The sequence below is a fragment of the Aquipuribacter nitratireducens genome, from assembly GCF_037860835.1.
Classification (GTDB): Bacteria; Actinomycetota; Actinomycetes; order Actinomycetales; family JBBAYJ01; genus Aquipuribacter; species Aquipuribacter nitratireducens.
The window spans coordinates 365864-387759 of record NZ_JBBEOG010000003.1; the positions used below are offsets into that span (position 1 = coordinate 365864).

The following is a 21896-nucleotide window of genomic DNA, read 5'->3' on the forward strand; positions in this document are numbered from 1 at the left end:
GGTCCCGAGGCGCCGCACCCGGCCGGTTGTGGACGTCAGCGGTCCTGCTGGGCCGCCCCGTCGAGCGCGGCGGCCAGGGCCTCGTCCACCCGGGCCCGCAGGCGCGTGCCGTCGGGGCCGTGCTCGACGTCGAGGACCTCGCCGTCGGCGTGCACCCTGCTCACGAGGTCCCCGCGCGTGAACGGCACGACGACGTCGACCTCCACGTCCGGCCGCGGCACGTCGGCGGCGACGCGCTCGAGGAGCTCCGCGACGCCCGCTCCGGTGCGCGCCGACACCGCGACCGAGCGACGCTCCCGGCGCAGCAGCCGGTCGACGACCTCGGTGTCGGCGACGTCGCACTTGTTGAGGGCGACCACCTCGGGGATGTCGTGCGCCCCGACCTCGGCGAGGACCTCGCGGACGGCGGTGAGCTGGCCCTCCGGGTCCGGGTGCGACACGTCGACGACGTGGACGACGAGGTCGGCCTCGGCGACCTCCTCCAGCGTCGAGCGGAACGCCTCGACGAGCTGGTGGGGCAGCTGACGGACGAACCCGACGGTGTCCGACAGCGTGACGGCGCGCCCGTCGGGCAGCTCGGCGCGCCGCACCGTGGGGTCGAGGGTCGCGAAGAGGGCGTCCTCGACGAGCACACCCGCCCCGGTGAGCCGGTTGAGCAGGCTCGACTTCCCGGCGTTCGTGTAGCCGGCGATCGCGACGGACGGGACGCCGTTGCGGCGACGGCTGCCGCGCTTGGTCTCCCGGGCGGTCCGCATGTCCCGGATCTCGCGGCGCAGCTTCGCCATCCGGGTGCGGATGCGGCGGCGGTCGAGCTCGATCTTCGTCTCCCCCGGGCCGCGCGAGCCGATCCCCGCACCACCGGCGACGCGACCACCCGCCTGCCGGGACATCGACTCGCCCCAGCCGCGCAGTCGCGGCAGCAGGTACTCCAGCTGGGCGAGCTCGACCTGGGCCTTGCCCTCCCGGCTCTTCGCGTGCTGGGCGAAGATGTCGAGGATCAGCGCCGTCCGGTCGACGACCTTCACCTTGACGACGTCCTCGAGGCCGCGTCGCTGGGAGGGGCTGAGCTCGCCGTCGCAGATGACGGTGTCCGCGCCGGTCGCGGCGACGACGTCGCGGAGCTCGGCGGCCTTGCCGGAGCCGAGGAACGTCGCGGGGTCCGGGGTGTCGCGGCGCTGGAGGAGGGCGTCGAGGACCTGGGAGCCGGCCGTCTCGGCGAGCGCGGCGAGCTCGCCGAGCGACACCTCCGCCTCCCCGGCGCCGGAGGACGTCTGGAGCCCGGCGAGCACGACCCGCTCGAGGCGCAGCTGCCGGTACTCGACCTCGGTGACGTCGGTGAGCTCGGTCGACAGCCCGGCGACGCGGCGCAGCGCCTGCCGGTCGGCGAGGTCGAGCTGCTCGCCGTCGGGGCCCAGCTCGGGTGCGGGCCTCGGGTCGGGCTCGGTGTGGGGGGCGCCGGTCACGGTCGCGTCGGTTCGTGTGCGTGCCATCTCGGTGCCAGGTTCTCACGCGACGCCCTCGCGACCCAGCGGATTACCGGGCGGGCGCCTGCCACGGCAGGCTGGTGGCGTGGTCGACGCCCTCACGATCCTGTCCCTGCTCGGTGGTCTCGTGGTGCTGGTCGTGGGCGGCGAGCTCCTGGTCCGCGGCGCCGGGGGGCTCGCCCTCGCGCTCGGGCTGTCCCCGCTCGTCGTCGGCCTCACGGTGGTCTCGTTCGCGACGTCCGCCCCCGAGCTCGCCGTCACCCTCGACGCGACGCTCGCCGGCTCCCCCGAGCTCGCCGTCGGCAACGTCGTGGGCAGCAACATCGCGAACGTCCTGCTCGTCCTGGGCCTGTCGGCGCTCGTGCTGCCGCTGGCCGTCGCGACGGGTGTGCTGCGGCAGGACGTCCCGGTGATGATCGGCTTCTCGGTGCTGGCGCTCGTCCTCGCGCTCGACGGCGGGATCGGACGCCTCGACGGGGTGGTGCTCGTCGCGCTGCTGCTCGCCTACACCGCGTGGCTCGTCGTCGCGTCCCGGCGCACGGAACGGCGCAGCGCCGGCACGACGCAGGCACCGGTCCGGCGTCCCGCCCGCAGCGCACGACGGGTCGGGGTCGACGTCCTCCTCGTGGTCGTCGGCGTCGGGCTGCTCGTGCTGGGTGCCCGCCTGCTGGTGGGGGCCGCGACGGGCATCGGCGCCGCACTGGGTGTCAGCGACCTCGTCATGGGGCTGACGGTCGTCGCGGTCGGCACCTCGCTCCCCGAGCTCGCGACGTCCGTGATCGCGGCCGTCCGGGGCGAGCGGGACCTCGCGGTCGGCAACGTCGTCGGCAGCAACGTCTTCAACCTCGGGGCCGTGCTCGGCCTCGCCGCGGTCATCAGCCCGGGCGGCGTCCCGGTGAGCGACGGCGCGCTGGCCCTCGACCTGCCCGTCATGGTCGTGGTGGCGCTGGCCCTGCTGCCGGTCGTCTTCACGGGCGCGGCCGTGGCGCGGTGGGAGGGTGCGGTCTTCGTCGCCTACTACGCGGTCTACGTCGTCTACCTCGTGCTCGACGCCACGGGCCACGAGTCCCTGCCCGTGCTCGGCGGGGTGGTGCTGTCGTTCCTGCTGCCGCTGACGGCCCTCACGCTCGCGGTGCTCGTCGTCGCGGAGGTGCGGGTGCTGCGGCGGCGTCGACGCACCGGACGGGCCGACCCGCCCCCGTCGTGACGGCCGTCCTCCTCGCCGTCGGGCTGCTCGGGCTGGCGGCGGGCGGTGAGCTCCTGGTCCGCGGCGGCTCGGGGCTGGGGGCTTGGCTCGGTCTCGGCCCGCTGGTCGTGGGGCTCACGCTGGTGTCGTTCGCGACCTCGGCGCCGGAGCTGGCCGTGGCGCTCGACGCGACGCTCCGCGGCGAGCCGGACCTCGCCTTCGGCGGGGTGCTCGGCAGCAACGTCGCCAACCTCCTCCTCGTCCTCGGGGCGAGCACCGTCGTCGCCCCGCTCGTCGTGCGGCCGGGGGTCGTCCGGAGCGACGTCCTGCCCCTGCTCGTCCTGTCCGCGCTCGCGGTCGTCCTCGCCCTCGACCTGCGCTACTCACGCCTCGACGGACTGCTTCTCGTCGGTGCCCTCGTCGTCCACGTCGTGCGGGCCGTCCGGCGCCGCACTGCACGTGGACCGGACCCGCCCGTGGGGCCGGACGACGCCGGCCCCCGCGGGCCGGGGGCGATGACGCGGCTCCTCGGGCACCTCGGGCTCGTCGTGGCGGGCGTCGCCGTGCTGGTCGTCGCCGCGGACCTCGTCGTGCGGGGCGCGCTCGGGGTCGGCGCGGCACTCGGGCTCGACGAGCTCACCGTCGGGCTCACGGTCGTCGCGGTCGGGACGTCGCTCCCGGAGCTCGCGACGTCCCTCGTGGCGGTGCTTCGGGGACAGCGCGACCTCGCGCTCGGCAACGTGCTCGGCAGCAACGTGTTCAACCTCGGCTCGGTGCTCGGCCTGTCCGCGGTCCTCAGCCCGGTGGGCGTGGCGGTTGCGGGGACCGCGCTGCGGGTCGACCTGCCCGTCATGGTGGCGGCGACGGTCGCCGTCCTCGTGATGGCGCTGACGGGGACGCGACTGAGTCGCGTCGAGGGCGGGCTCCTGCTCGTCGCGTACGCCGTGTACGTGACGTCGGTGGTGCTGCTCGCTGGCGTGGCGGAGCCGGAGGGCGGCACCCTGGGCCCGTGACCGACCGCACCCAGCACTACTTCTCCGCCCCGGCCGGGACGGGACGGCGGCACGACCTCGACGTCGACCTCGACGGGGTGCCGACGCGGGTGCAGACGGCGGACGGCGTCTTCAGCCGCGAGCGACTCGACCCCGGGACCGCGGTGCTCCTGCGGCACGCCGGGCCGGTGCCCGGCCACGGCGACCACCTCGACCTCGGCTGCGGCTGGGGGCCCCTGTCCCTCGTCCTTGCCCGGCGCTGCCCCGCGGCGACGGTGTGGGCCGTCGACGTCAACCCCCGCGCACGTGAGCTGACGGAGGCCAACGCGGCCGCGACCGGCCTCACGAACGTGCGGGTCGTCGCGCCGGAGGCGGTCCCGGACGAGGTCGCGTTCGCCGCTATCTGGTCGAACCCGCCGATCCGCGTCGGCAAGGACGCCCTCCACGCGCTCCTCCAGCAGTGGCTCCCCCGGCTCGCCCCCGGCGGGCACGCCGAGCTCGTCGTCCAGCGCAACCTCGGAGCGGACTCCCTGCACCGCTGGCTCGAGCACACCCTGCCCGTGGGGTTCCGGACCGCGCGGACCGCGAGCAGCAAGGGCTACCGGGTGCTCGTCGTCTCCCGCTCCGTCTCATCCTGAGCCGGTGCGGGCTCCTGCGCCCGCGCCAGCCAGCCATGGTCGACGACGAGCCTCGCCACGACGGTGGCCGGGCCCGCCAGCTCGGACCCGACGAGCCCCACACCCTCGCGGTGGCGCAGGCGCACCCGGAGACGTCCGCCCGGTACGTCGACGGTCCAGCGGCGGTGCGCGTGGCGGGACGCAGCCGCGACGGCGGCCGCGACGGCGCCGGTGCCGCACGAGAGGGTCTCCCCGACCCCCCGCTCGTGGACCCGCATCCGCAGGTAACCGGTGTGCGGGTCCTCCCCGCGCCCGACCGCCCCGATCAGCTCGACGTTCGCCCCGTGCGACGGCTCCGGCTCCAGGCCCGGCCGCACGGTGAGGTCGGCGTCGAGGACGTCCGCGGCGGCGCCGACGTCGACGACGACGTGCGGGTTGCCGACGTCGACGGCCAGGCCGGGCAGCCGCCGCACGCGCTCGCCCTGCCGCACGGTGACGGCGACGACGTCGTCGGCCACGGTCACGGGCCCCATGTCGACGGCGTAGACGGGGTAGCCACCCGCGACCAGCCGCACCGGGCGCGCACCGGCGCGCGACAGCACGGGGACCTCGCCCGCGTCGGCGGGCACGAGGCCGGCGTCGACGAGGCCGTGGGCGAGGACCCGGACCCCGTTGCCGCACATCTCCGCGAGCGAGCCGTCGGCGTTGACGTGGTCCATGAACCAGCCGTCGCGGCCCTCGACGTCCGCACGGACGGCGCGGATCACCCCGTCGGCGCCGACGCCGGTGCGGCGGTCGCACAGGGCGCGGACCACCGCCGGGTCGAGCGGCCACGTGTCGTCGGGGTCGACGACCACGACGAAGTCGTTGCCGGTGCCGTGGGCCTTGACGGCGTGCAGGCCGTCGGCTCGCAGGGGGGACGTCACCGGCCCATCATCCCCTGCAGCCGGCGCTCGACCTCGGGGCGGACCCGCGCGAGGAGGTCCTCGACGGTGTCGCCCTCGCCGACGTCGACCCACGCGACATCCGGGTCGGCGCCGAACCACGACTCCTGGCGCCGGACCAGGCGCCGGGTCGCCGACACCGTGCGGGCCCGGGCCTCCGCCTCGTCGAGGCGCCCCGCGAGCAGGTCGAGCACCTGGGCGTAGCCGACCGCACGGGAGGCGGTCGGCCCGTCCTCCAGACCCAGCCCCCGCAGGTGCTCGACCTCCGCGACGAGCCCCTGCTCCCACATCCGGTCGACGCGGGCGGCGATGCGCCGGTCGACGTCGCCCCGGTCCCGGCGCAGACCCACCACGACGGCGGGCACGGCACGTGAGGCCGCCCCGGGCGCCGGCAGCGAGGCGCTGAACGGGCGACCCGTGAGCTCGACCACCTCGAGGGCGCGCACGGTCCGCCGGACGTTGCCGGGGAGGATGGCGGCGGCCGCCGCCGGGTCGACGACCCGCAGCCGCTCGTGCATGGCGAGCGCACCCGCCTCGTCGGCCTCGGCCTGCAGCCGGGCACGCACGGCTGGGTCCGTCCCGGGGAAGCGGAGGTCGTCGAGCGCGGCGCGCACGTAGAGCCCGGACCCGCCGACGAGGACCGGCACGCGCCCGCGCGCGCGGACGTCGGCGAAGGCGGTCCGTGCGAGCCGCTGGTACTCGGCGACGGCTGCGGGCCGGGTGACCGGCCACAGGTCGAGGAGGTGGTGCGGGACGCCCCGGCGCTCCACCCCGGTCAGCTTCGCGGTGCCGACGTCCATGCCGACGTACACCTGCATGGAGTCGGCGTTGACCGCCTCCCCGTCGAGGGCCTCGCAGAGCGCGACGGCGACGTCCGACTTGCCCGTGGCGGTGGCCCCGACGACGGCGAGCACCGGACCGGGGGTCACCGGGCGCGCCACGCCGCGACGAGGTACCCGACGCCGAGGGGGGCCGCCGCCAGGAGGACCCGGGCCCGCGGGCGCGTCGTCGGGACCGGGTCGTGGGCGGCCCGGGCGCGACCCGGACCGGTGACCACGGGCGCCAGGGGCAGCGCCGGCAACGCGGCGAGGTGCGCGAGGAGGTCGACGGCCGGGCACGCGTCGGCGCCGACCTCCGGCGCCACGGCGCGCGTCCGGGCCGGGACGGGACGGCCCGCACGGGCCGCTCGCGCGAGGGAGCGGTCGACGGTCTCCCCCCGGGGGTCGTCCCCACCGGGGGCCCGGGGGCCGCGCGTGCGGGAGCCGTCGGCGAGGAGGAGCAGCCCGGTCGTGCCGGGCCGGGCGTCCTGCGCCGCGCACCAGGCCGCGGACGCGGCGGGGTCGGGCCCGACCCGGTCCCACGACGTCTCCTCCCGGCCGGGGCGCCAGTCGGGGGCGGCGTCGTGACCGGGTCGTGAGTCGAGCAGCGCGTGGCCGAGCTCGTGCGGCCAGGACCCGCGGGCGCGGGAGGGGACCGGCGGCGGGAGCGGGGAGCCGAACCCGGCGAGCGTCCCCGGCACCTGCGTCGCCACGAGGACGACCCGGTCACAGCCGTCGAGGACGTCGAGCGCCTCGTGGACGGCGTCCCGGACGGGCGCGACCTCGGGCACGGCGGTGCCCGTCAACCACGGCAGCAGGACCGGCGCCGCCGGGACCAGGCAGGCGGCGGTCACGGGCACCGCGTCACGGTAGCCGGGCGGGCGGCGCCGGGCCGTGTCAGCCCTGTCAGGCCCTGTCAGCCCTGTCCGTCCCCCTGACGGCCGTGCGGCTCCACGGGCAGCAGGCCCCCGCGGTGGGCGAGGGACACCGCCTCGGTGCGGCTGCCCGCCCCCAGCTTCGCCATGAGGTTCGACAGGTGCACGGAGACGGTCTTCTCGCTGATGAAGAGCGCGGCGCCGACCTGGCGGTTCGTCAGGCCGTGGGCGACGAGGCCGAGGACCTCGCGCTCGCGGGCCGTCAGCGGGTGCGGCAGCTCCGGCTCGGCGCCACCGGCGAGCCCGGCCCGGCGGGCCAGCGCGTCGGCGCGGTCCAGCAGGGGGGTCGCCCGCAGCTCGGTCGCGACGCCGCGGACCTGCGCGACGAGGGCCTCGACCTCGTCCCGTGAGCTGACACGGCCGCCGGAGGCGAGGAGGGCTGCGGCGAGGCCGAGGTGGCAGCGGGCGGCCTCGAAGGGGTGACCGAGGGAGGTGAACGCCGTCACCGCCTCCCGCCACGCGGGCACGGGGTCCGGGCCGAGCCGGGCGAGCTCCGCACGCAGGCGGGCCCGCCACGCCAGCGCCTCCAGGCCGGGGCGGGACCGCGGGTGGGGGTCGGCGTCGGCGCGCGCGACGAGCTCCTCGACGGCCGCCGCACGGCGCTCCGCCCGCCGGGCGAGGGCGCCGGCGCGGGTCTCGTCCCGGCGCAGCAGCGCCTCCTCGGCGACGTCGGCGAGGGCGGCCACCTCGACCGCGCCGAACCACACGAGACCGAGGTGGTCCTCACCGGCCGCGCGGGCGAGCTCGTCACGTCCCGCCCGGGCGAGGTCGGCGGCCTCCTCGGGGCGCCCCTGCCAGCGGCGCAGCTCGGCGAGGCACCCGTCGACGACGACCTGGACCCCGAGGTCGAGCCCGCGCAGGGGAACGAGCCGCTCGACGGCGGCGTCGGCCGCCTCGTCGCCGCGGCCGACGGCGACGTAGAGGTCGATCGCCGCGAGCCGGGCGGAGGGCGTGTCGGGCGCGAGGTCGGTGTCGGCCTCCGGACGGGAGCGCCAGCGCCCCGTCATGTACCGGGCGAGGCGGCGCAGCACCCGCAGCTCGACGGCGAGCGGGCTCCACAGCAGCCCCGCCGCCCCGGCTCGCTCGACGGCGTCGTCGGCCACCGCGAGGGCGCCCTCGAGGTCGCCGCGGTGGTGCCGGGACCAGCCGAGGTTGACCGAGGCGCGCAGCTCCGTCAGCAGGTCGCCCGCGGAGCGGGACCGCTGGACCGCCTGGACGAGGCGCTCGTCGGCGAGCCGCTCCACCGCCTCCGGGTCGCCGGCGCCCGCGACGTCGTCGGCGACCGAGACGGCGACCGTCGCGAGCGCGTCGGCCTCGACGTCGGTGAGCCCGGCCTCGACGGCGACGGCGAGGGCCCGCTCGGCCGCCTGCCGGGCCTGCGGGGCCCCGGCGAGCATGAGGGCGCGCGCGAGGCCGGCCAGCGCCCAGGCCCGGTCGCGGACGACGTGGGGCGGCCCCTCGCGGACGACCGCGTCGGTCGCCGTGCCGTCGACGTCGAGCAGGGCGACCGCGGCCCGGGCGTGCTCGAGGGCCTCCTCGGTCCGCTCGGCGGCGATGAGGTGCTGGGCGAGGCGGTGCTGGAGGGTGCCCTCACGGTGGGCGTCGCCTGCGGCGTGCGCACGGTCCAGCGCCCCCCGTGCCAGCGCCACGGCACGCTCCACCTGGCCGCAGCGGCTCGCGAGCCCCGCGGCGCGGCGGTGCAGGTCGACGTCGTCCTGACCGAGCCTGGCGGCCGCGTCGGGCACCGCGTCGTACAGCTCGATCGCCCGTTCCAGGTGGGCGAGCGCCTGCCGTGGCGCGAGCCGGTCCACCGCCTCGTCGGCCGCCCGGACGCACGCCGACAGCGCCGTGGGGAGGTCGTGCGCCGCGAGCGCGTGGTGGGCGAGCTCCGCGGCGCTGCCCCCCACGGCGGCCGGACCGCCGGTCGTGGCGTCGTCGAGGGCCGCGACGAGGGCCGCGGCGTACTCCCCGTGCCAGCGGCGCCGCTCTCCCGGCAGGAGGTCGTCGTACACGACCTCCTGCAGGAGGGCGTGCCGGAACGCGAACCGCTCCCCCTCGGGGCGCAGCACCTGCGCGGACACCGCCTCGCGGAGGGCGTCGTCGAGCTCGTCCCGCGGCAGCCCGCTCACGGCCGCGAGGAGGGTGTCGTCGACCCGGCGACCGCCGACCGACGCGACGCGCGCCACCTGCCGCCCGCGCGGCGACAGCCGCTCGAGGCGGGCCAGCAGCACGTCGGCGAGGCCGTCGGGCACGCCGGGACGGTCGCCGGCGGCGAACAGCTCCTCGGCGAAGTACGCGTTCCCCTCCGAGCGGTCGAGGACCCGCTGCACGGTCCCGGCCGGTACGTCCCGACCGGCGAGCACCGCGAGGAAGCGGGCCATGCCCGGCCGGTCGAACGGTCGGACCTCGACCCGTTCGACGTGCGGCAGCCGCGCGAGCTCACCGAGGAGACCGCGCACGGGGTGCGAGCGGTGGAGGTCGTCGCTGCGGTAGGTGGTGACGACCAGCACCCGCTCGCGCCGCATGCGTCCCAGCAGGTAGCGCAGGAGGTCCCGGGAGGACGGGTCGGCCCAGTGGAGGTCCTCGACGACGAGCAGCAGGGGCTGCTGCCGCGACAGCCCGCCGAGGTGCGCGGCGACGGCCTCGAAGAGCCTGAGCCGGCCGACCTCCACCGCCGTGGCGTCGGCGACGGCGTCCAGCGGCGGCGGTGCCGGGGTCGCCGGCGGCGCCGCGGCGCCGAGGAGGGGCGCGAGCGCCTCCGGCAGCACGGCCCCGGTGGCGGAGAGGTGGTCGCCGAGCGCCTCGGCGAACGCGAGGTACGGCAGGCCGGCGGCACCGAAGTCGACGCAGTGCCCGCGCAGCACGAGCGCCCCGACGCCGGCGACCCGCTCGGCGACGGCCTCGACGAGGCGCGTCTTGCCGGCCCCGGCGTCGCCCGCGAGCAGGACCGCGCCCGGGCGTCCGGACGCGGCCTGCTCGAAGCGGTCGAGGAGCCGGGCGAGCTCGTCGGCCCGTCCGACCAGCGGCGCGTCGAGGCTCAGGCGGGACACCGCCTCATCGTGGCAGGCGCCCCCGACACGGGACGAGAGCACTCACCCGTCACGCGGCGAGGACGAGGTCCTCGTCCCGCCGTGCGACGCGCGCCCGACGGCGGGCGATCAGCCGGGACACGAGGCCGCGGGCGGATGCGACGTCGCGGGCGAGCCGCTCGCGGCGGTAGGCGAGCTCGGCGTCGGCGAGCATCCCCACGGTCATCAGGTCGTGCGACACGGTGGCCTCCTCCGGTTCCCCGGGAGGTCGTTCCTCCCGGGCACTACCAGAGTCGGTCTCAGAGACGGCCCGGCGGATCGGACGACCACGCCGCCCTTGCGCGTCGCAGAAGGCGAGGCGGCCTGAGTCGCCCTGTCGGCGACCTGAGGGCCCGGCGGCCGGACGGCCGCCGCCCTGAGGTCGTCCGGCGAGCGCCTGAGGGGTGGCTGAGGGGGCCTCGGGGCCCCGAGGGGCCCGAGGTCCTGGTGGGTCAACCGGTCGGTACCCCGACCCGGGGCATGCCGAGCCCGACCGTGACGGGACCCGGGCCGCTCCCCCCGTCGGTGCCGGCAGGGCGGGCCTGGCGGGCCTCCCACGCGTCGCCGGCACGGGTGCGCCGCACCGACAGCACGCCGGCGTCCGCGACGAGGTGGTGCGGGGCGCCGTACGTCACCTCCACCTCGACGACGTCCCCGGGCCGGATGTCACCCTCCGCCGGCTCCGCCCCGGGTGCGGGGTGGGGGGCGAAGTGCACGAGGCGGTTGTCCGGGGCCCGCCCGCTCAGCCTCGCGGTCACGCCGTCCTTGCGGCCCTCCCCCTCGGCGACGAGGAGCTCGAGGCGGCGGCCCTCCTGGGCCCGGTTCTCCGCCCACGAGATCTCCTCCTGGAGCGCGACGAGGCGTTCGTACCGCTCCTGCACGACGGCCTTCGGCAGCTGCTCCGGCAGGTCCGCCGCCGGGGTGCCCGGTCGCGTCGAGTACTGGAAGGTGAAGGCGTTGGCGAAACGCGCACGACGCACGACGTCGAGCGTCGCGAGGAAGTCCTCCTCGGTCTCGCCGGGGAAGCCGACGATGATGTCGGTGCTGATCGCGGCGTCCGGCATGGCGGCGCGGACCCGGTCGATGATGCCGAGGAACCGCTCGGAGCGGTACGAGCGCCGCATGGCGCGCAGCACCCGGTCCGAGCCGGACTGCAGCGGCATGTGGAGCTGCGGCATCACCGTCGGCGTCTCGGCCATCGCGTCGATGACGTCGTCGGTGAACGCCGCGGGGTGCGGGCTCGTGAAGCGGACCCGCTCGATGCCGGGCACCGCCCCGACGGCGCGCAGCAGCCTGCCGAAGGCGAGGCGGTCCCCGAACTCGACGCCGTAGCTGTTGACGTTCTGCCCCAGCAGCGTGACCTCGACGACGCCCTCGCCGACCAGCGCCTCCACCTCGGCGAGGACGTCGCCGGGCCGGCGGTCCTTCTCCTTGCCACGCAGGCTCGGGACGATGCAGAAGGTGCACGTGTTGTTGCACCCGACGCTGATCGACACCCACGCGGCGTAGGCGGACTCCCGCCGCGTCGGCAGCGTCGAGGGGAACACCTCGAGCGACTCGAGGATCTCGACCTGCGCCTCGGCGTTGTGCCGGGCCCGCTCGAGGAGACCGGGCAGCGACCCGAGGTTGTGGGTGCCGATGACGACGTCGACCCACGGCGCCCGCCGCACGATCTCGCCACGGTCCTTCTGGGCGAGGCAGCCGGCGACGGCGATCTGCATGCCGGGGCGACGCTGCTTGACGGGGGCGAGGTGGCCGAGGTTGCCGTACAGCTTGTTGTCGGCGTTCTCCCGGACCGCGCACGTGTTGAGCACCACCACGTCGGCGCCCTCGCGGGCGACGAGGTCCGCGTCGGCGGCGACGTAGCCCGCCTCCTCGAGGAGCCCGGTGAGGCGCTCGGAGTCGTGGACGTTCATCTGGCAGCCGAACGTCCGCACGTGGTAGGTGCGGACGGCCGGCGCGGGGGTGCTCGTGCTGCTGGTCATGGCGGCACCAGCGTACGGCGACGTGCACCCCCGCCCGGACGCGTCGAGCGGCTCAGACCGCGCGGGCCTGCTCGTAGAGCGCGGAGCCGATGAGCTCGAGGCTCACCTGCATGCGCTCCGGGGAGATGTTCTTGGCGACGGTGTCCTCCGGCGAGTGGTAGGGCGGCTCCAGCAGCGCGGGCGAGGCCTCCCCGCGCCACGAGAAGTTGCTGCTCGCGATGCCCCGCTCCTGGAAGGACTGGTGGTCGCTGGCGCCACGGGTGGTGACCGGCGACAGCGACGGTGCGTAGCCGAGACGCTCGGCGGCGGCGATGACCGACTGGTTGATGACGTTGGCGGAGCCGTCCCACGACAGCACCCAGTAGCGCGTCGCCGGGTCCCAGCTCGTCGCGACCATGTCGTTGTTGTAGACGCCGAGCAGGCGGTCGCGCTCGGCCTGGTCGAGCTGCGCGACGTGGAAGCGGGAGCCGATGAGCCCCTGCTCCTCCGAGCCCCACAACGAGAACCGCAGGTCGGCCTCCGTCGGCAGCGACCGCATGACTCGCGCGATCTCGACGGTGAGCGCGGTACCGGAACCGTCGTCGTTGGCGCCGGGGGCGCCGATCACGGAGTCGTAGTGCGCGCAGACCATGAGCGCGGGGCGGCTGCCGTCGGGGCGTCCCCTCCCGGCCCGCTCGGCGAGCACGTTGTGGGAGGTGAGCCCACGGAACGCCTGGGTGCGCACGGTGAGGGTCATCGGGCCGCGGGCCAGCGCCTCCCGCAGGCGGTACTTCTGCACGGTGGCGACACCGACGACGGGCACGGCGACCGGGGTGGACAGCGCGACCGACGCGGCCTGGGCCCGGCGGATCGGGTCGGTGGGGTCGGCCGGCAGGACGAGCACGGCCGCGGCGCCGCGGGCGACCGCGGCCTGCACGCGCTGCGTGCGGACCGCGGTCGACACGCCCAGGGGGGTGTCGACGAGCACGACGGCACCGCTGAGGTCCCCACCGCCGGTGCCGTCGAGGGCGTCCACGACCGGACCGGTCACCGTCGTGTCGAGCGCGGCCTGCGGCGAGGCGCCCGCCTGCCAGCAGATGTCGCCGTCGAGGGCGGGGCTGCCCATGACCTCGGCGAGGAACTTGTCTGCGACCGGGAACGGCTCGAGGCGCACGTCGTAGCCGTAGGAGTCGAGGACACCGGCGAGGTAGTCGGCGGCCGCACGCTCCGACGGCGTGCCGCCGATGCGCGGCCCGACGCCCTCCGACAGCTCGACGATGTGCTCGATCGCGCGGGCAGCGGAGACCCGCTGGACGACGACCCGGTCGCGTGCGGTCAGGGCGGGCGCTGCCACGGCGCCGGGTCGGACGGCGTCCACGGCCCAGGCGGGCGCGGCGAGCGCGGTCGCAGCGGCGCCGCCGAGCGCCGCGAGCGCGCTGCGGCGGGTCAGGGTGGGGAGGAGGGACGGATCGGGGCTGGGCTCGGTCGACACGGGCGGACCTCCGGGGTCGCGGTGGGGTGGATGCGGGCTGAACGTACGGTCGGTTATGCGCGGTTGACAATGGCTCACCCGCATCTGTCGCGAGACGTCCCGTCATCACCCGTTCGCTGCGACGCGCCAGGTCACGGATCGGCAACGTCGGCCCTGCTGCATGGCCCGGCACGGTCCGATCGGTCTAGGTTGCCCGTCATGCCCGATCAGGAGGCCTCCCCCGCTGCGGCTGTCGGCGCGCCCCTCGTCGTGGTCGACGACGTGAACAAGCACTTCGGCGACCTCCACGTCCTCAAGGACATCGACCTCACCGTCAAGCGCGGCGAGGTGGTCGTCGTCATCGGGCCGTCCGGCTCGGGCAAGTCGACGCTGTGCCGGACGATCAACCGGCTCGAGACGTACGAGTCCGGCTCCATCACCATCGACGGGGAGCCGCTGCCCGACGAGGGCAAGGAGCTGGCCCGGCTCCGTGCCGACGTCGGCATGGTGTTCCAGTCGTTCAACCTCTTCGCCCACAAGACCGTCCTCGAGAACGTGACCCTCGGGCCGACGAAGGTCCGCAAGGTCAAGAAGTCCGAGGCGGAGAAGACGGCGATGCAGCTCCTCGAGCGCGTCGGCGTCGCCAACCAGGCCAAGAAGTACCCCGCGCAGCTCTCGGGCGGTCAGCAGCAGCGCGTCGCGATCGCGCGTGCCCTCGCGATGCAGCCGAAGGTCATGCTCTTCGACGAGCCGACGTCGGCGCTCGACCCCGAGATGATCAACGAGGTGCTCGACGTCATGACCTCGCTGGCCAAGGAGGGCATGACGATGATCGTCGTCACCCACGAGATGGGCTTCGCGCGCAAGGCGGCGAACCGCGTCGTCTTCATGTCCGACGGCGAGATCGTCGAGGAGGCCGAGCCCGAGACGTTCTTCACGAGCCCGCGCTCCGCCCGCGCGAAGGACTTCCTGTCCAAGATCCTCACCCACTGATCCCCGCACCACACCGGCGGGGGCCCAGCCCACGCCCCGAACATCCCGGGAGGGAACCCATGAACGCACGCCGCCCGCTCACCGGCATCGCCGCGCTGAGCGTCGCCGCCCTCGTCCTCGCCGCCTGCGGCGGCGGGGACGACACCACCGACACCGACGCCGGAGCCGGCGCGACCGACGCGGGGGCCGAGGCCACCGACGCCGGCGCCGAGGCCACCGACGCCGCCGCGGGCGGTGGGGACTTCGCCGAGGGCACGACCATGGCCGAGCTCGCCGAGGCCGGCAGCATCCGAGTCGGCACGAAATTCGACCAGCCGCTGTTCGGCCTGGCGAACCTCGAGGGCACCCCCGAGGGCTTCGACGTCGAGATCGCCAAGATCATCGCCGGTGAGCTCGGGATCGACGAGGGCTCGATCGAGTGGGTCGAGACGCCGTCGGCCATCCGCGAGGAGGTCATCGAGACCGACCAGGTCGACATGGTCGTCGCCACGTACACGATCAACGACGAGCGTCGTGAGCGCATCACCTTCGCCGGGCCGTACTACGAGGCCGGCCAGACCCTCATGGTCCGCGCGGGCGAGGAGTCGGAGATCACCGGCCCCGAGGCGTTGTCCGACGAGTCGATCCGCGTCTGCTCCGTCGAGGGCTCGACCCCCTCGGAGAACATCCGCGAGTACCTCGCCTCCGACGACCAGCTGACGCTCTTCTCCACGTACCAGGAGTGCGTCGACTCCCTCGACAACAACCAGGTCGACGTCGTCACCACCGACAACGTCATCCTCCTCGGCTTCGTGTCGCAGAGCGACGGCGCGTACGCCATCGCCGGCGAGACCTTCACGGAGGAGCCGTACGGCGTCGGCATCGAGAAGGGCGACGTCGAGTTCTGCGAGTTCATCAACGAGACCCTGGCGGCGGCCGAGGAGGCCGGGACCTACGTCGAGGCGTGGAACGCCACGGCCGGCGCGATCGAGGGCTCCGAGGAGCCGACGCTCCCCGAGCCCGACCCCTGCTCCTGATGTGACACGGCGGGTGGCGCGGTCGCGGCCGCGCCACCCGCTGCTGAACGTGTCCGGCCGAGAGGAGTACGCCGCGTGAGTGTGCTGGTCGACAACATCGACCTGTTCTGGGAGGGCTTCCTCCGCTCGCTCGAGATCATCGTGTTCGCCCTCGTCGGCTCCCTGGTGCTCGGCACGGTGCTCGCGATGATGCGGGTCTCCCCGGCTCCCCCGCTGCAGCGGTTCGGCTCGCTGTACGTGGCGCTGGTCCGGAACAGCCCGCTGACGGTCATGCTCTTCTTCACGGCCTTCGTGCTCCCGGCGCTCGGCTTCAACGCGGAGTTCTTCTGGCTCGGGGTCCTCGGGCTGTCGCTCTACACGGCGGGCTTCGTGTGCGAGGCGATCCGCTCGGGCATCAACGCCGTGCCGGCCGGTCAGGCGGAGGCCGCCCGCTCCATCGGGCTGACCTTCGGCCAGTCGCTCGGGCAGGTGATCATGCCGCAGGCGTTCCGGTCGGTCGTGCCACCGCTCGGCAGCGTCATCATCGCCATGCAGAAGAACTCGGCCATCCTCGGCGTCTTCGGCGTGGGCGGTGACCTGCTGAGCGTCGGGAACCGGCTCATCAGCGCCCAGGGCTTCGCGGTGTCCGTCGTGTTCCTCGGCGTGTGGGTCGGCTACCTCGCCATCACGCTGCCGACCGGTGCCCTGCTCGGGCTCCTCGAGCGGAAGGTGGCGATCGTCCGATGAGCACGAGCGTCCTCTACGACGCCCCGGGCCCGAGGGCCCGCCGACGGTCGCGCATCATCTCCGTGGTCTCGATCGCCGTCATCCTCGGGCTGCTCGCCGCTGCGGCGTGGCGGCTGGGGCAGCAGGGTCAGTTCTCGCCCGAGCTGTGGTCGCCGCTCTTCTGGCCAGGTGACGACGACTTCGTCACCGTGTGGGGCCGGGTCGGTACGGGCATCAGGAACACCCTGCTCGCCGCGGCTGCGGCGATCGCGCTGAGCCTCGCGATCGGGGTCGCCGTCACGACCACGCGGCTCATGCTCGGACGCGGCGGCCGTCTGCCGGTCGTCGTGCTCGTCGAGCTCCTGCGCGGCACGCCGGTCGTCGTCCTCATCTTCTTCTCCGGCAAGATCCTGCCTGCGCTCGGCGTGGGGCTCGACACGTTCTGGCAGCTCGTCATCGGGCTCACGCTGTACAACAGCGTCGTCATCGCCGAGATCCTGCGAGCCGGAGTCGCCGCGCTGCCACGGGGCCAACGCGAGGCCGGGCTCGCCATCGGTCTCACGAAGCGGCAGACGCTCCTCACCATCCAGATGCCGCAGGCGTTCCGGCTCATGCTGCCGGCCCTCATCAGCCAGCTCGTCGTCATCGTCAAGGACACGTCGCTCGCCGGGATCATCCTCACCGGCCCCGAGGAGCTGCTCCGCATCGGCGAGCAGCTGCGCAACTTCTTCGGCAACCCCCTGCAGGTCGCCATCCTCCTCATCATCCTGTTCGTGACGATCAACGTCCTCCTCAGCCGGCTCGCCACGTACGTGGAGCGGAAGCTCAGCGAGTCCCGGTCGAAGGTGAGCAGCGACCTCGACGTCGACGCCGACCAGGTGGCCGACGCCACGACGGCGGACGACCGGCGCACCGACGCGGGCGACGCGTCCGGGCACGGGCGACGCGTCCGGGCACGGCCCGGCGCGCTGAGCAGGCGGTCTCCCGCCAGTCGGCCAACTCAGTCGGCCAACTCGGTCGGCCCCGACGACCGGAGGGCCTGGCGGACCACCTCACCCGACAACCCGGGCGGGTAGCCCTTGCGCGCGAGCATGCCGACGAGGCGGTTGGCGGCGCGTCTCTCGTCGAGTCCTCGCAGGGACGGCAGTCGCCGCTCGACGAGCGCGGTGGCTGCGGCACGCTCGTCGTCACCGTCGAGCTGCGTGAGGGCGTCGTCGACGAGCGCGCGGTCGACGCCCTTGCGCTGCAGCTCGTGGGAGAGCGCCCGCCGGGACAGCCCCTTGCTGCGGTGCCGGGAGCGGACCCAGTCGTGGGCGAACTGCTCGTCGTCGATGAGCCCGACCTCGCCCATGCGGTCGAGCACGGCGTCGGCGACGTCGGGGGGCACGTCCTTCGCGAGGACCTTCTCCCGCAGCTGGGCGCGCGTGCGGGGCCCGAAGGAGAGCTGACGCAGCACGACGGCGCGGGCCACCTCCTCGGGCGGCTCGGGCGAGGAGCCGTCCGAGGAGGGGCGCGCGCCGTCGTGGGTCATGCGGTGCCGGCTCAGAACTCCACCGGTACGTCGGTGACGGCGGGCCTGTCGACCTTCGCGCCGACACCGAGCTTCTCCTTGATCTTCTTCTCGAGCTCGTCGGCGAGGTCGGGGTTGTCGCGGAGGAACGCCCGGGCGTTCTCCTTGCCCTGCCCGAGCTGGTCGCCCTCGTACGTGTACCAGGCGCCGGCCTTGCGGACGAAGCCGTGCTGCACGCCCATGTCGATGAGCCCGCCCTCACGACTGATGCCCGTGCCGTAGAGGATGTCGAACTCGGCGAGCTTGAACGGCGCGGCGAGCTTGTTCTTGACGATCTTGGCCTTGGTCCGGTTGCCGACGGGCTCCGAACCGTCCTTGAGGGTCTCGATGCGTCGGACGTCGAGACGGACCGATGCGTAGAACTTCAGGGCCTTGCCGCCCGTGGTGACCTCGGGCGAGCCGTAGACGACGCCGACCTTCTCGCGCAGCTGGTTGATGAAGACGGCCGTGGTCTTCGAGTGGCTGAGGGCGCCGGTGATCTTCCGCAGCGCCTGCGACATGAGACGGGCCTGGAGACCGACGTGGCTGTCACCCATCTCGCCCTCGATCTCCGCCCGCGGGACGAGGGCCGCGACGGAGTCGATGACGATGATGTCGAGGGCCCCGGACCGGATGAGCATGTCCGTGATCTCGAGCGCCTGCTCGCCGGTGTCCGGCTGGGACACCAGCAGGGCGTCGGTGTCGACGCCGAGGTTGCGTGCGTACTCCGGGTCGAGCGCGTGCTCCGCGTCGACGAACGCCGCGATCCCGCCCGCCTTCTGCGCGTTGGCGACCGCGTGGAGGGCCACGGTGGTCTTTCCGGAGCTCTCCGGCCCGTACACCTCCACGACCCGCCCGCGCGGCAGGCCGCCGATGCCGAGGGCGACGTCGAGGGAGATCGACCCCGTGGGGATGACGTCGATCGGGGCGCGCGCCTCGTCGCCGAGGCGCATGACGGAGCCCTTGCCGAACTGCTTGTCGATCTGGGACAGGGCGGTCGCGAGCGCCTTCTCGCGGTCGCCACCGGGTGCGGGTGCGGGCATCTGGTCACCTCGTGCGGGTCGTCTGCTGGGCACGGAGACGACGCTAGGCACCGCCTCCGACACAACCCTCGACGGTGGCTCCGGCTGTGGACGACCGGCCCGCCTCAGGCGCTGTGGACACGGCAACCATAGGACGAACACGTGTTCGACGCGGGACGCGACACGTGCGGCGTGTCGCGCCATCGACCACCGGAAGACCTACCGCAGGAGCAGCGACCGCAGCCGTCGCTCCGTCACGGCCACCCCGGCGAGACCGAGCCCGACGAGCACCGCCGCGTGCCCGAGCAGCCCCCAGCCGAGGTCCTCCAGCGCGCACCCCCGCAGCAGGGCGACGCCGTGGTAGAGCGGGGAGAGCTGCACGAGCCACGCCACCGAGGTCGGGTACGTCGACACCGGGTAGAAGGTCGCCGAGAACAGGAACAGCGGCACGATCGCGATCTGGACGACGTCGAGGTCCTGCCAGCTGCGCATGTACGTCGTCACCGCCATCCCGACGCTCGCGAACGCCCAGCCGACCAGCAGCGCGGACGGCAGCATGAGGAGCGCCCACGGGGTCCGCACGAGGCCGGCGAGGGCGAGCACGACGAAGAAGGCGGCGGCATACAGCGAGCCCCGCACGAGCGCCCACGACGTCTCCCCCACCGCCACGTCGCGCGGCCCCAGGGGCGTGGCGAGCACCGAGTCGTACAGCCGCGAGTACTTCAGCTTGAAGAAGACGTTGAACGTGGAGTCGAAGACGGCGCCGTTCATCGCCGCGCTCGCCATGAGCGCCGGAGCGACGAAGAGCGCGTACGGCACCAGGCGACCGGAGTCGGTCGTGACGTCGCCGACCAGCTGCCCGAGACCGATCCCGAGGCCGAACAGGTACATGACGGGCTCGACGAACCCCGAGAGCAGGAGGAGCCACGCGCGGCGGTAGGCCCGCATGTTCCGCTCGAGCAGGCTCATGGCGCGAGGCGGCGGGCCGCTCGGGAGCAGGCGACCCAGCACGCCGTAGGCCGGCACCGGGGGCCGGGTCGGCGGCACGACGGGCGCGCTCACGTGAGCCGCCGGGTGTACGTGCGGAGCGCGACGAGCAGGCCGGCGACCACCCACGCGACGAGGTAGGCGACGTGGCCCGCGACGACCAGCGGCGCCGGCGCGAGACCGAGCGTGGCGGCGCGGGCGAGCTCGACACCGTGCCACAGGGGCGTGAGCCACACGACGGGCTGCAGGAGGCCCGGCAGGTCCGCGACGGGGAAGAAGACCCCGGCGAACAGGAACATCGGGATGAGGGCGAAGCGCAGGAGCAGGGCGAAGGAGGTGTCGTTCGACACCGTCGCGGAGTACGCCGCGATGGGGAGGGCGAACGCCGTGCCCGTGAGCAGCCCCACGAGCACCGCGAGCGGGGCCCACGGCCACGCGACCAGTCCGAGCGCCGCCATGACGGCGAAGAACGGCACGATCGTGACGGCGAGGCGGACGGCGATGAAGACCATGTGCCCGACGAGCACGTCGCGCACCCGAAGCGGCGAGGCGAGCTGGGCGTGGTACTGCCGCTGCCACTTGATGGCCCCGAGGACCGGCCACGCCGACTCCCCGAAGCCCGACTGCATGGCGGAGGCGACGAGGACGCCCGGGGCCACGTAGGCGGCGTACGGCACGCCGCCGGGGGCGTCCCCGCCGGCGTCGACGAGCGTCCCGAGCCCGAAGCCCAGGCCGACGAGGTACAGCAGCGGCTCGAGCACCGAGCGGGCGACGAGGGAACGCCACCAGGCCCGGGACAGCACGAACCAGTAGGCGGCGGCGCGCCACCACAGCAGCCGGGTCGGGTGCGACGGCGTCGGCGACTGCGATCGCCGGATCGTTCCCGGCGCCCCCTCGGCCGACATCGCACCCTCCACTCACCGATCGCCGCGAAGGCTAGCGCGGGGTCGCCGTGCGGGCTCTCCCCGATGAGCCGGCCTGGGTGTGGTAAACCTTCCCTCGCTTGTTTACAGCACTCTCGACGATCGGAATTCACGATGACCGTGCAGACCCTCGCCCGCCGCGCCCGCGCTGCGGCGCTGCTGCCCCTCGCCGCCCTCGCTCTCGCCGCGTGCGGGTCGGGGGATCCCGACCCGGCCGGCACCGACGCCGTGGCGACCGACGCCGCGGTCGCGGACGCCGCCGACGCCGCTGTTGCCGCTGACGCGTTTCCCGTGACGATCGAGCACGCGTTCGGCGAGACCACCGTCGAGAGCGCACCCGAACGAGTCGTCACGTGGGGCTGGGGCTCCACCGACGCGGCCCTCGCCGTGGGCGTGGCGCCGGTCGCCATCCCCCTCGCCGCCTACGGCGGCAACGAGGACGGGGTGCTGCCGTGGGTGGCGGAGGAGCTCGACGCCCTCGGCGCCGACACCCCGACGCTCGTCCCCGACACCGACGGCGTCCCGTTCGAGCAGGTCGCCGCCGCGCAGCCCGACCTCATCCTCGCCGTCTACTCCGGCATCACGCAGGAGGAGTACGACACCCTGTCGGAGATCGCCCCGGTCGTCGCCTACCCGGACGCCGCGTGGTCCACGCCGTGGCGGGACGTCGTGACGACCGTCGGGCAGGCGCTGGGCCGCAGCGAGCAGGCGGAGGAGGTGCTCACCGACATCGAGGCGCAGGTCGAGGCGGCGGCCGAGGCGAACCCCGTCCTCGACGGCACGAGCGTCGCCGCCGTCGTCGACACGCCGGACGCCTTCTACGTGTACGAGCCCGCCGACCCGCGCGTGGAGTTCCTCACCGACCTCGGCATGGAGGTCGCCCCGAGCGTCAGCGAGCTGTCGACCGGCGAGTCGACGTTCTTCTACACGCTGAGCCCCGAGCTCGTCGGTGGCCTCGAGAGCGACGTGCTCCTCGCCTACGCCGACTCCGAGGAGCAGGCGCAGGCCTTCCTCGACAAGCCGTACGCGCAGTCGCTCCCCCAGGTCGGCAGCGGCGCGGTCGCGCAGGTCGTGGGTCAGGACGTGGTCGCGTCGGTGTCCCCGCCGACGGCGCTGTCACTGCCGTACGCCCTCGACACCTACGTCGCGGAGCTCGTCGAGGCGGCCGAGGCCGCGCAGGCCGCCGCCGCCGGCTGAGCCTCCCGGGGCTCACCGGCCGGGC

20 protein-coding genes are annotated in these 21896 nt (G+C 74.7%); 8 read left to right on the top strand and 12 right to left on the bottom strand.

What is annotated here, in order from left to right; all coding sequences use genetic code 11:
• Positions 1–35: 35 nt before the first annotated feature.
• Positions 36–1490 (bottom strand): GTPase HflX, encoded by a 1455-nt coding sequence (gene hflX, locus WAB14_RS08010; protein WP_340269036.1) that lies wholly within the window; start codon positions 1488–1490, stop codon positions 36–38.
• Between the two features lie 79 nt (positions 1491–1569).
• Between hflX and WAB14_RS08015 the strand changes: the two genes are divergently transcribed.
• From WAB14_RS08015 to WAB14_RS08025, 3 genes are read left to right on the top strand one after another with little or no spacing between them, the layout of a single operon-like run.
• Positions 1570–2691: a calcium/sodium antiporter gene (locus WAB14_RS08015; RefSeq protein WP_340269037.1), complete on the top strand. Its 1122-nt coding sequence runs from the start codon at positions 1570–1572 to the stop codon at positions 2689–2691.
• A complete protein-coding gene (locus WAB14_RS08020) occupies positions 2688–3683 on the top strand; it encodes a calcium/sodium antiporter (protein ID WP_340269038.1) in 996 nt (331 codons plus the stop codon). The genes WAB14_RS08015 and WAB14_RS08020 overlap by 4 nt, the downstream gene beginning before the upstream one ends.
• Positions 3680–4300 carry a class I SAM-dependent methyltransferase gene (locus WAB14_RS08025; RefSeq protein ID WP_340269039.1) on the top strand — a complete coding sequence of 207 codons (621 nt, stop codon included), beginning with the start codon at positions 3680–3682 and terminating at the stop codon, positions 4298–4300. The genes WAB14_RS08020 and WAB14_RS08025 overlap by 4 nt, the downstream gene beginning before the upstream one ends.
• Here WAB14_RS08025 and dapF read toward each other — a convergent pair.
• The 7 genes from dapF to WAB14_RS08060 all read right to left on the bottom strand — a co-directional run bounded on the left by dapF (position 4261) and on the right by WAB14_RS08060 (position 13500).
• Positions 4261–5205 carry a diaminopimelate epimerase gene (gene dapF, locus WAB14_RS08030; RefSeq protein WP_340269040.1) on the bottom strand — a complete coding sequence of 315 codons (945 nt, stop codon included), beginning with the start codon at positions 5203–5205 and terminating at the stop codon, positions 4261–4263. The two genes, WAB14_RS08025 and dapF, sit on opposite strands and share 40 nt — an antisense overlap.
• Entirely contained in the window at positions 5202–6152 is a 951-nt protein-coding gene (gene miaA, locus WAB14_RS08035) for a tRNA (adenosine(37)-N6)-dimethylallyltransferase MiaA (protein ID WP_340269041.1), read from the bottom strand. The genes dapF and miaA overlap by 4 nt, the downstream gene beginning before the upstream one ends.
• Entirely contained in the window at positions 6149–6901 is a 753-nt protein-coding gene (locus tag WAB14_RS08040) for a hypothetical protein (RefSeq protein WP_340269042.1), read from the bottom strand. The genes miaA and WAB14_RS08040 overlap by 4 nt, the downstream gene beginning before the upstream one ends.
• 56 nt (positions 6902–6957) lie before the next feature.
• Positions 6958–10026 carry a helix-turn-helix transcriptional regulator gene (locus tag WAB14_RS08045; RefSeq protein ID WP_340269043.1) on the bottom strand — a complete coding sequence of 1023 codons (3069 nt, stop codon included), beginning with the start codon at positions 10024–10026 and terminating at the stop codon, positions 6958–6960.
• Between the two features lie 49 nt (positions 10027–10075).
• Positions 10076–10246, bottom strand: coding sequence for a hypothetical protein (locus tag WAB14_RS08050; RefSeq protein WP_340269044.1), 171 nt, complete (start codon positions 10244–10246; stop codon positions 10076–10078).
• Positions 10247–10496: 250 nt separating this feature from the next.
• Positions 10497–12029, bottom strand: coding sequence for a tRNA (N6-isopentenyl adenosine(37)-C2)-methylthiotransferase MiaB (miaB, locus tag WAB14_RS08055; RefSeq protein WP_340269045.1), 1533 nt, complete (start codon positions 12027–12029; stop codon positions 10497–10499).
• 52 nt (positions 12030–12081) lie between these two features.
• Positions 12082–13500, bottom strand: a complete 1419-nt coding sequence (locus WAB14_RS08060) for a M28 family peptidase (protein WP_340269046.1) — start codon at positions 13498–13500, stop codon at positions 12082–12084.
• Positions 13501–13698: 198 nt separating this feature from the next.
• On the opposite strand from WAB14_RS08060, the gene WAB14_RS08065 reads away from it, so the two are divergent.
• The 4 genes from WAB14_RS08065 to WAB14_RS08080 all read left to right on the top strand — a co-directional run bounded on the left by WAB14_RS08065 (position 13699) and on the right by WAB14_RS08080 (position 17269).
• Positions 13699–14472, top strand: a complete 774-nt coding sequence (locus WAB14_RS08065) for an amino acid ABC transporter ATP-binding protein (protein ID WP_340269047.1) — start codon at positions 13699–13701, stop codon at positions 14470–14472.
• A 59-nt stretch (positions 14473–14531) separates the two neighbouring features.
• Entirely contained in the window at positions 14532–15488 is a 957-nt protein-coding gene (locus WAB14_RS08070) for a glutamate ABC transporter substrate-binding protein (protein ID WP_340269048.1), read from the top strand.
• 75 nt (positions 15489–15563) lie between these two features.
• Positions 15564–16214, top strand: a complete 651-nt coding sequence (locus tag WAB14_RS08075) for an amino acid ABC transporter permease (protein WP_340269049.1) — start codon at positions 15564–15566, stop codon at positions 16212–16214.
• Positions 16211–17269, top strand: a complete 1059-nt coding sequence (locus WAB14_RS08080; RefSeq protein ID WP_340269050.1) for an amino acid ABC transporter permease — start codon at positions 16211–16213, stop codon at positions 17267–17269. Before WAB14_RS08075 ends, WAB14_RS08080 begins: the two co-directional genes overlap by 4 nt.
• On the opposite strand, the gene WAB14_RS08085 is transcribed toward WAB14_RS08080, so the two are convergent.
• The 4 genes from WAB14_RS08085 to WAB14_RS08100 form a co-directional block, all read right to left on the bottom strand.
• Complete coding sequence (locus WAB14_RS08085) at positions 17194–17724, bottom strand: regulatory protein RecX (RefSeq protein ID WP_340269051.1); 531 nt, start codon at positions 17722–17724, stop codon at positions 17194–17196. The genes WAB14_RS08080 and WAB14_RS08085 overlap by 76 nt on opposite strands.
• A gap of 11 nt (positions 17725–17735) precedes the next feature.
• The gene (gene recA / locus WAB14_RS08090; protein WP_340269174.1) at positions 17736–18785 is read right to left on the bottom strand and encodes a recombinase RecA; all 1050 of its coding nucleotides are present in this window, start codon (positions 18783–18785) and stop codon (positions 17736–17738) included.
• A 198-nt stretch (positions 18786–18983) separates the two neighbouring features.
• Positions 18984–19826, bottom strand: a complete 843-nt coding sequence (locus tag WAB14_RS08095) for an ABC transporter permease (RefSeq protein ID WP_340269052.1) — start codon at positions 19824–19826, stop codon at positions 18984–18986.
• Positions 19823–20656: an ABC transporter permease gene (locus WAB14_RS08100; RefSeq protein WP_340269053.1), complete on the bottom strand. Its 834-nt coding sequence runs from the start codon at positions 20654–20656 to the stop codon at positions 19823–19825. The genes WAB14_RS08095 and WAB14_RS08100 overlap by 4 nt, the downstream gene beginning before the upstream one ends.
• Positions 20657–20788: 132 nt before the next feature.
• Here WAB14_RS08100 and WAB14_RS08105 point away from each other — a divergent pair, with 132 nt between their 5' ends.
• Entirely contained in the window at positions 20789–21871 is a 1083-nt protein-coding gene (locus WAB14_RS08105) for an iron-siderophore ABC transporter substrate-binding protein (RefSeq protein ID WP_340269054.1), read from the top strand.
• The last annotated feature ends 25 nt before the right edge of the window (positions 21872–21896 follow it).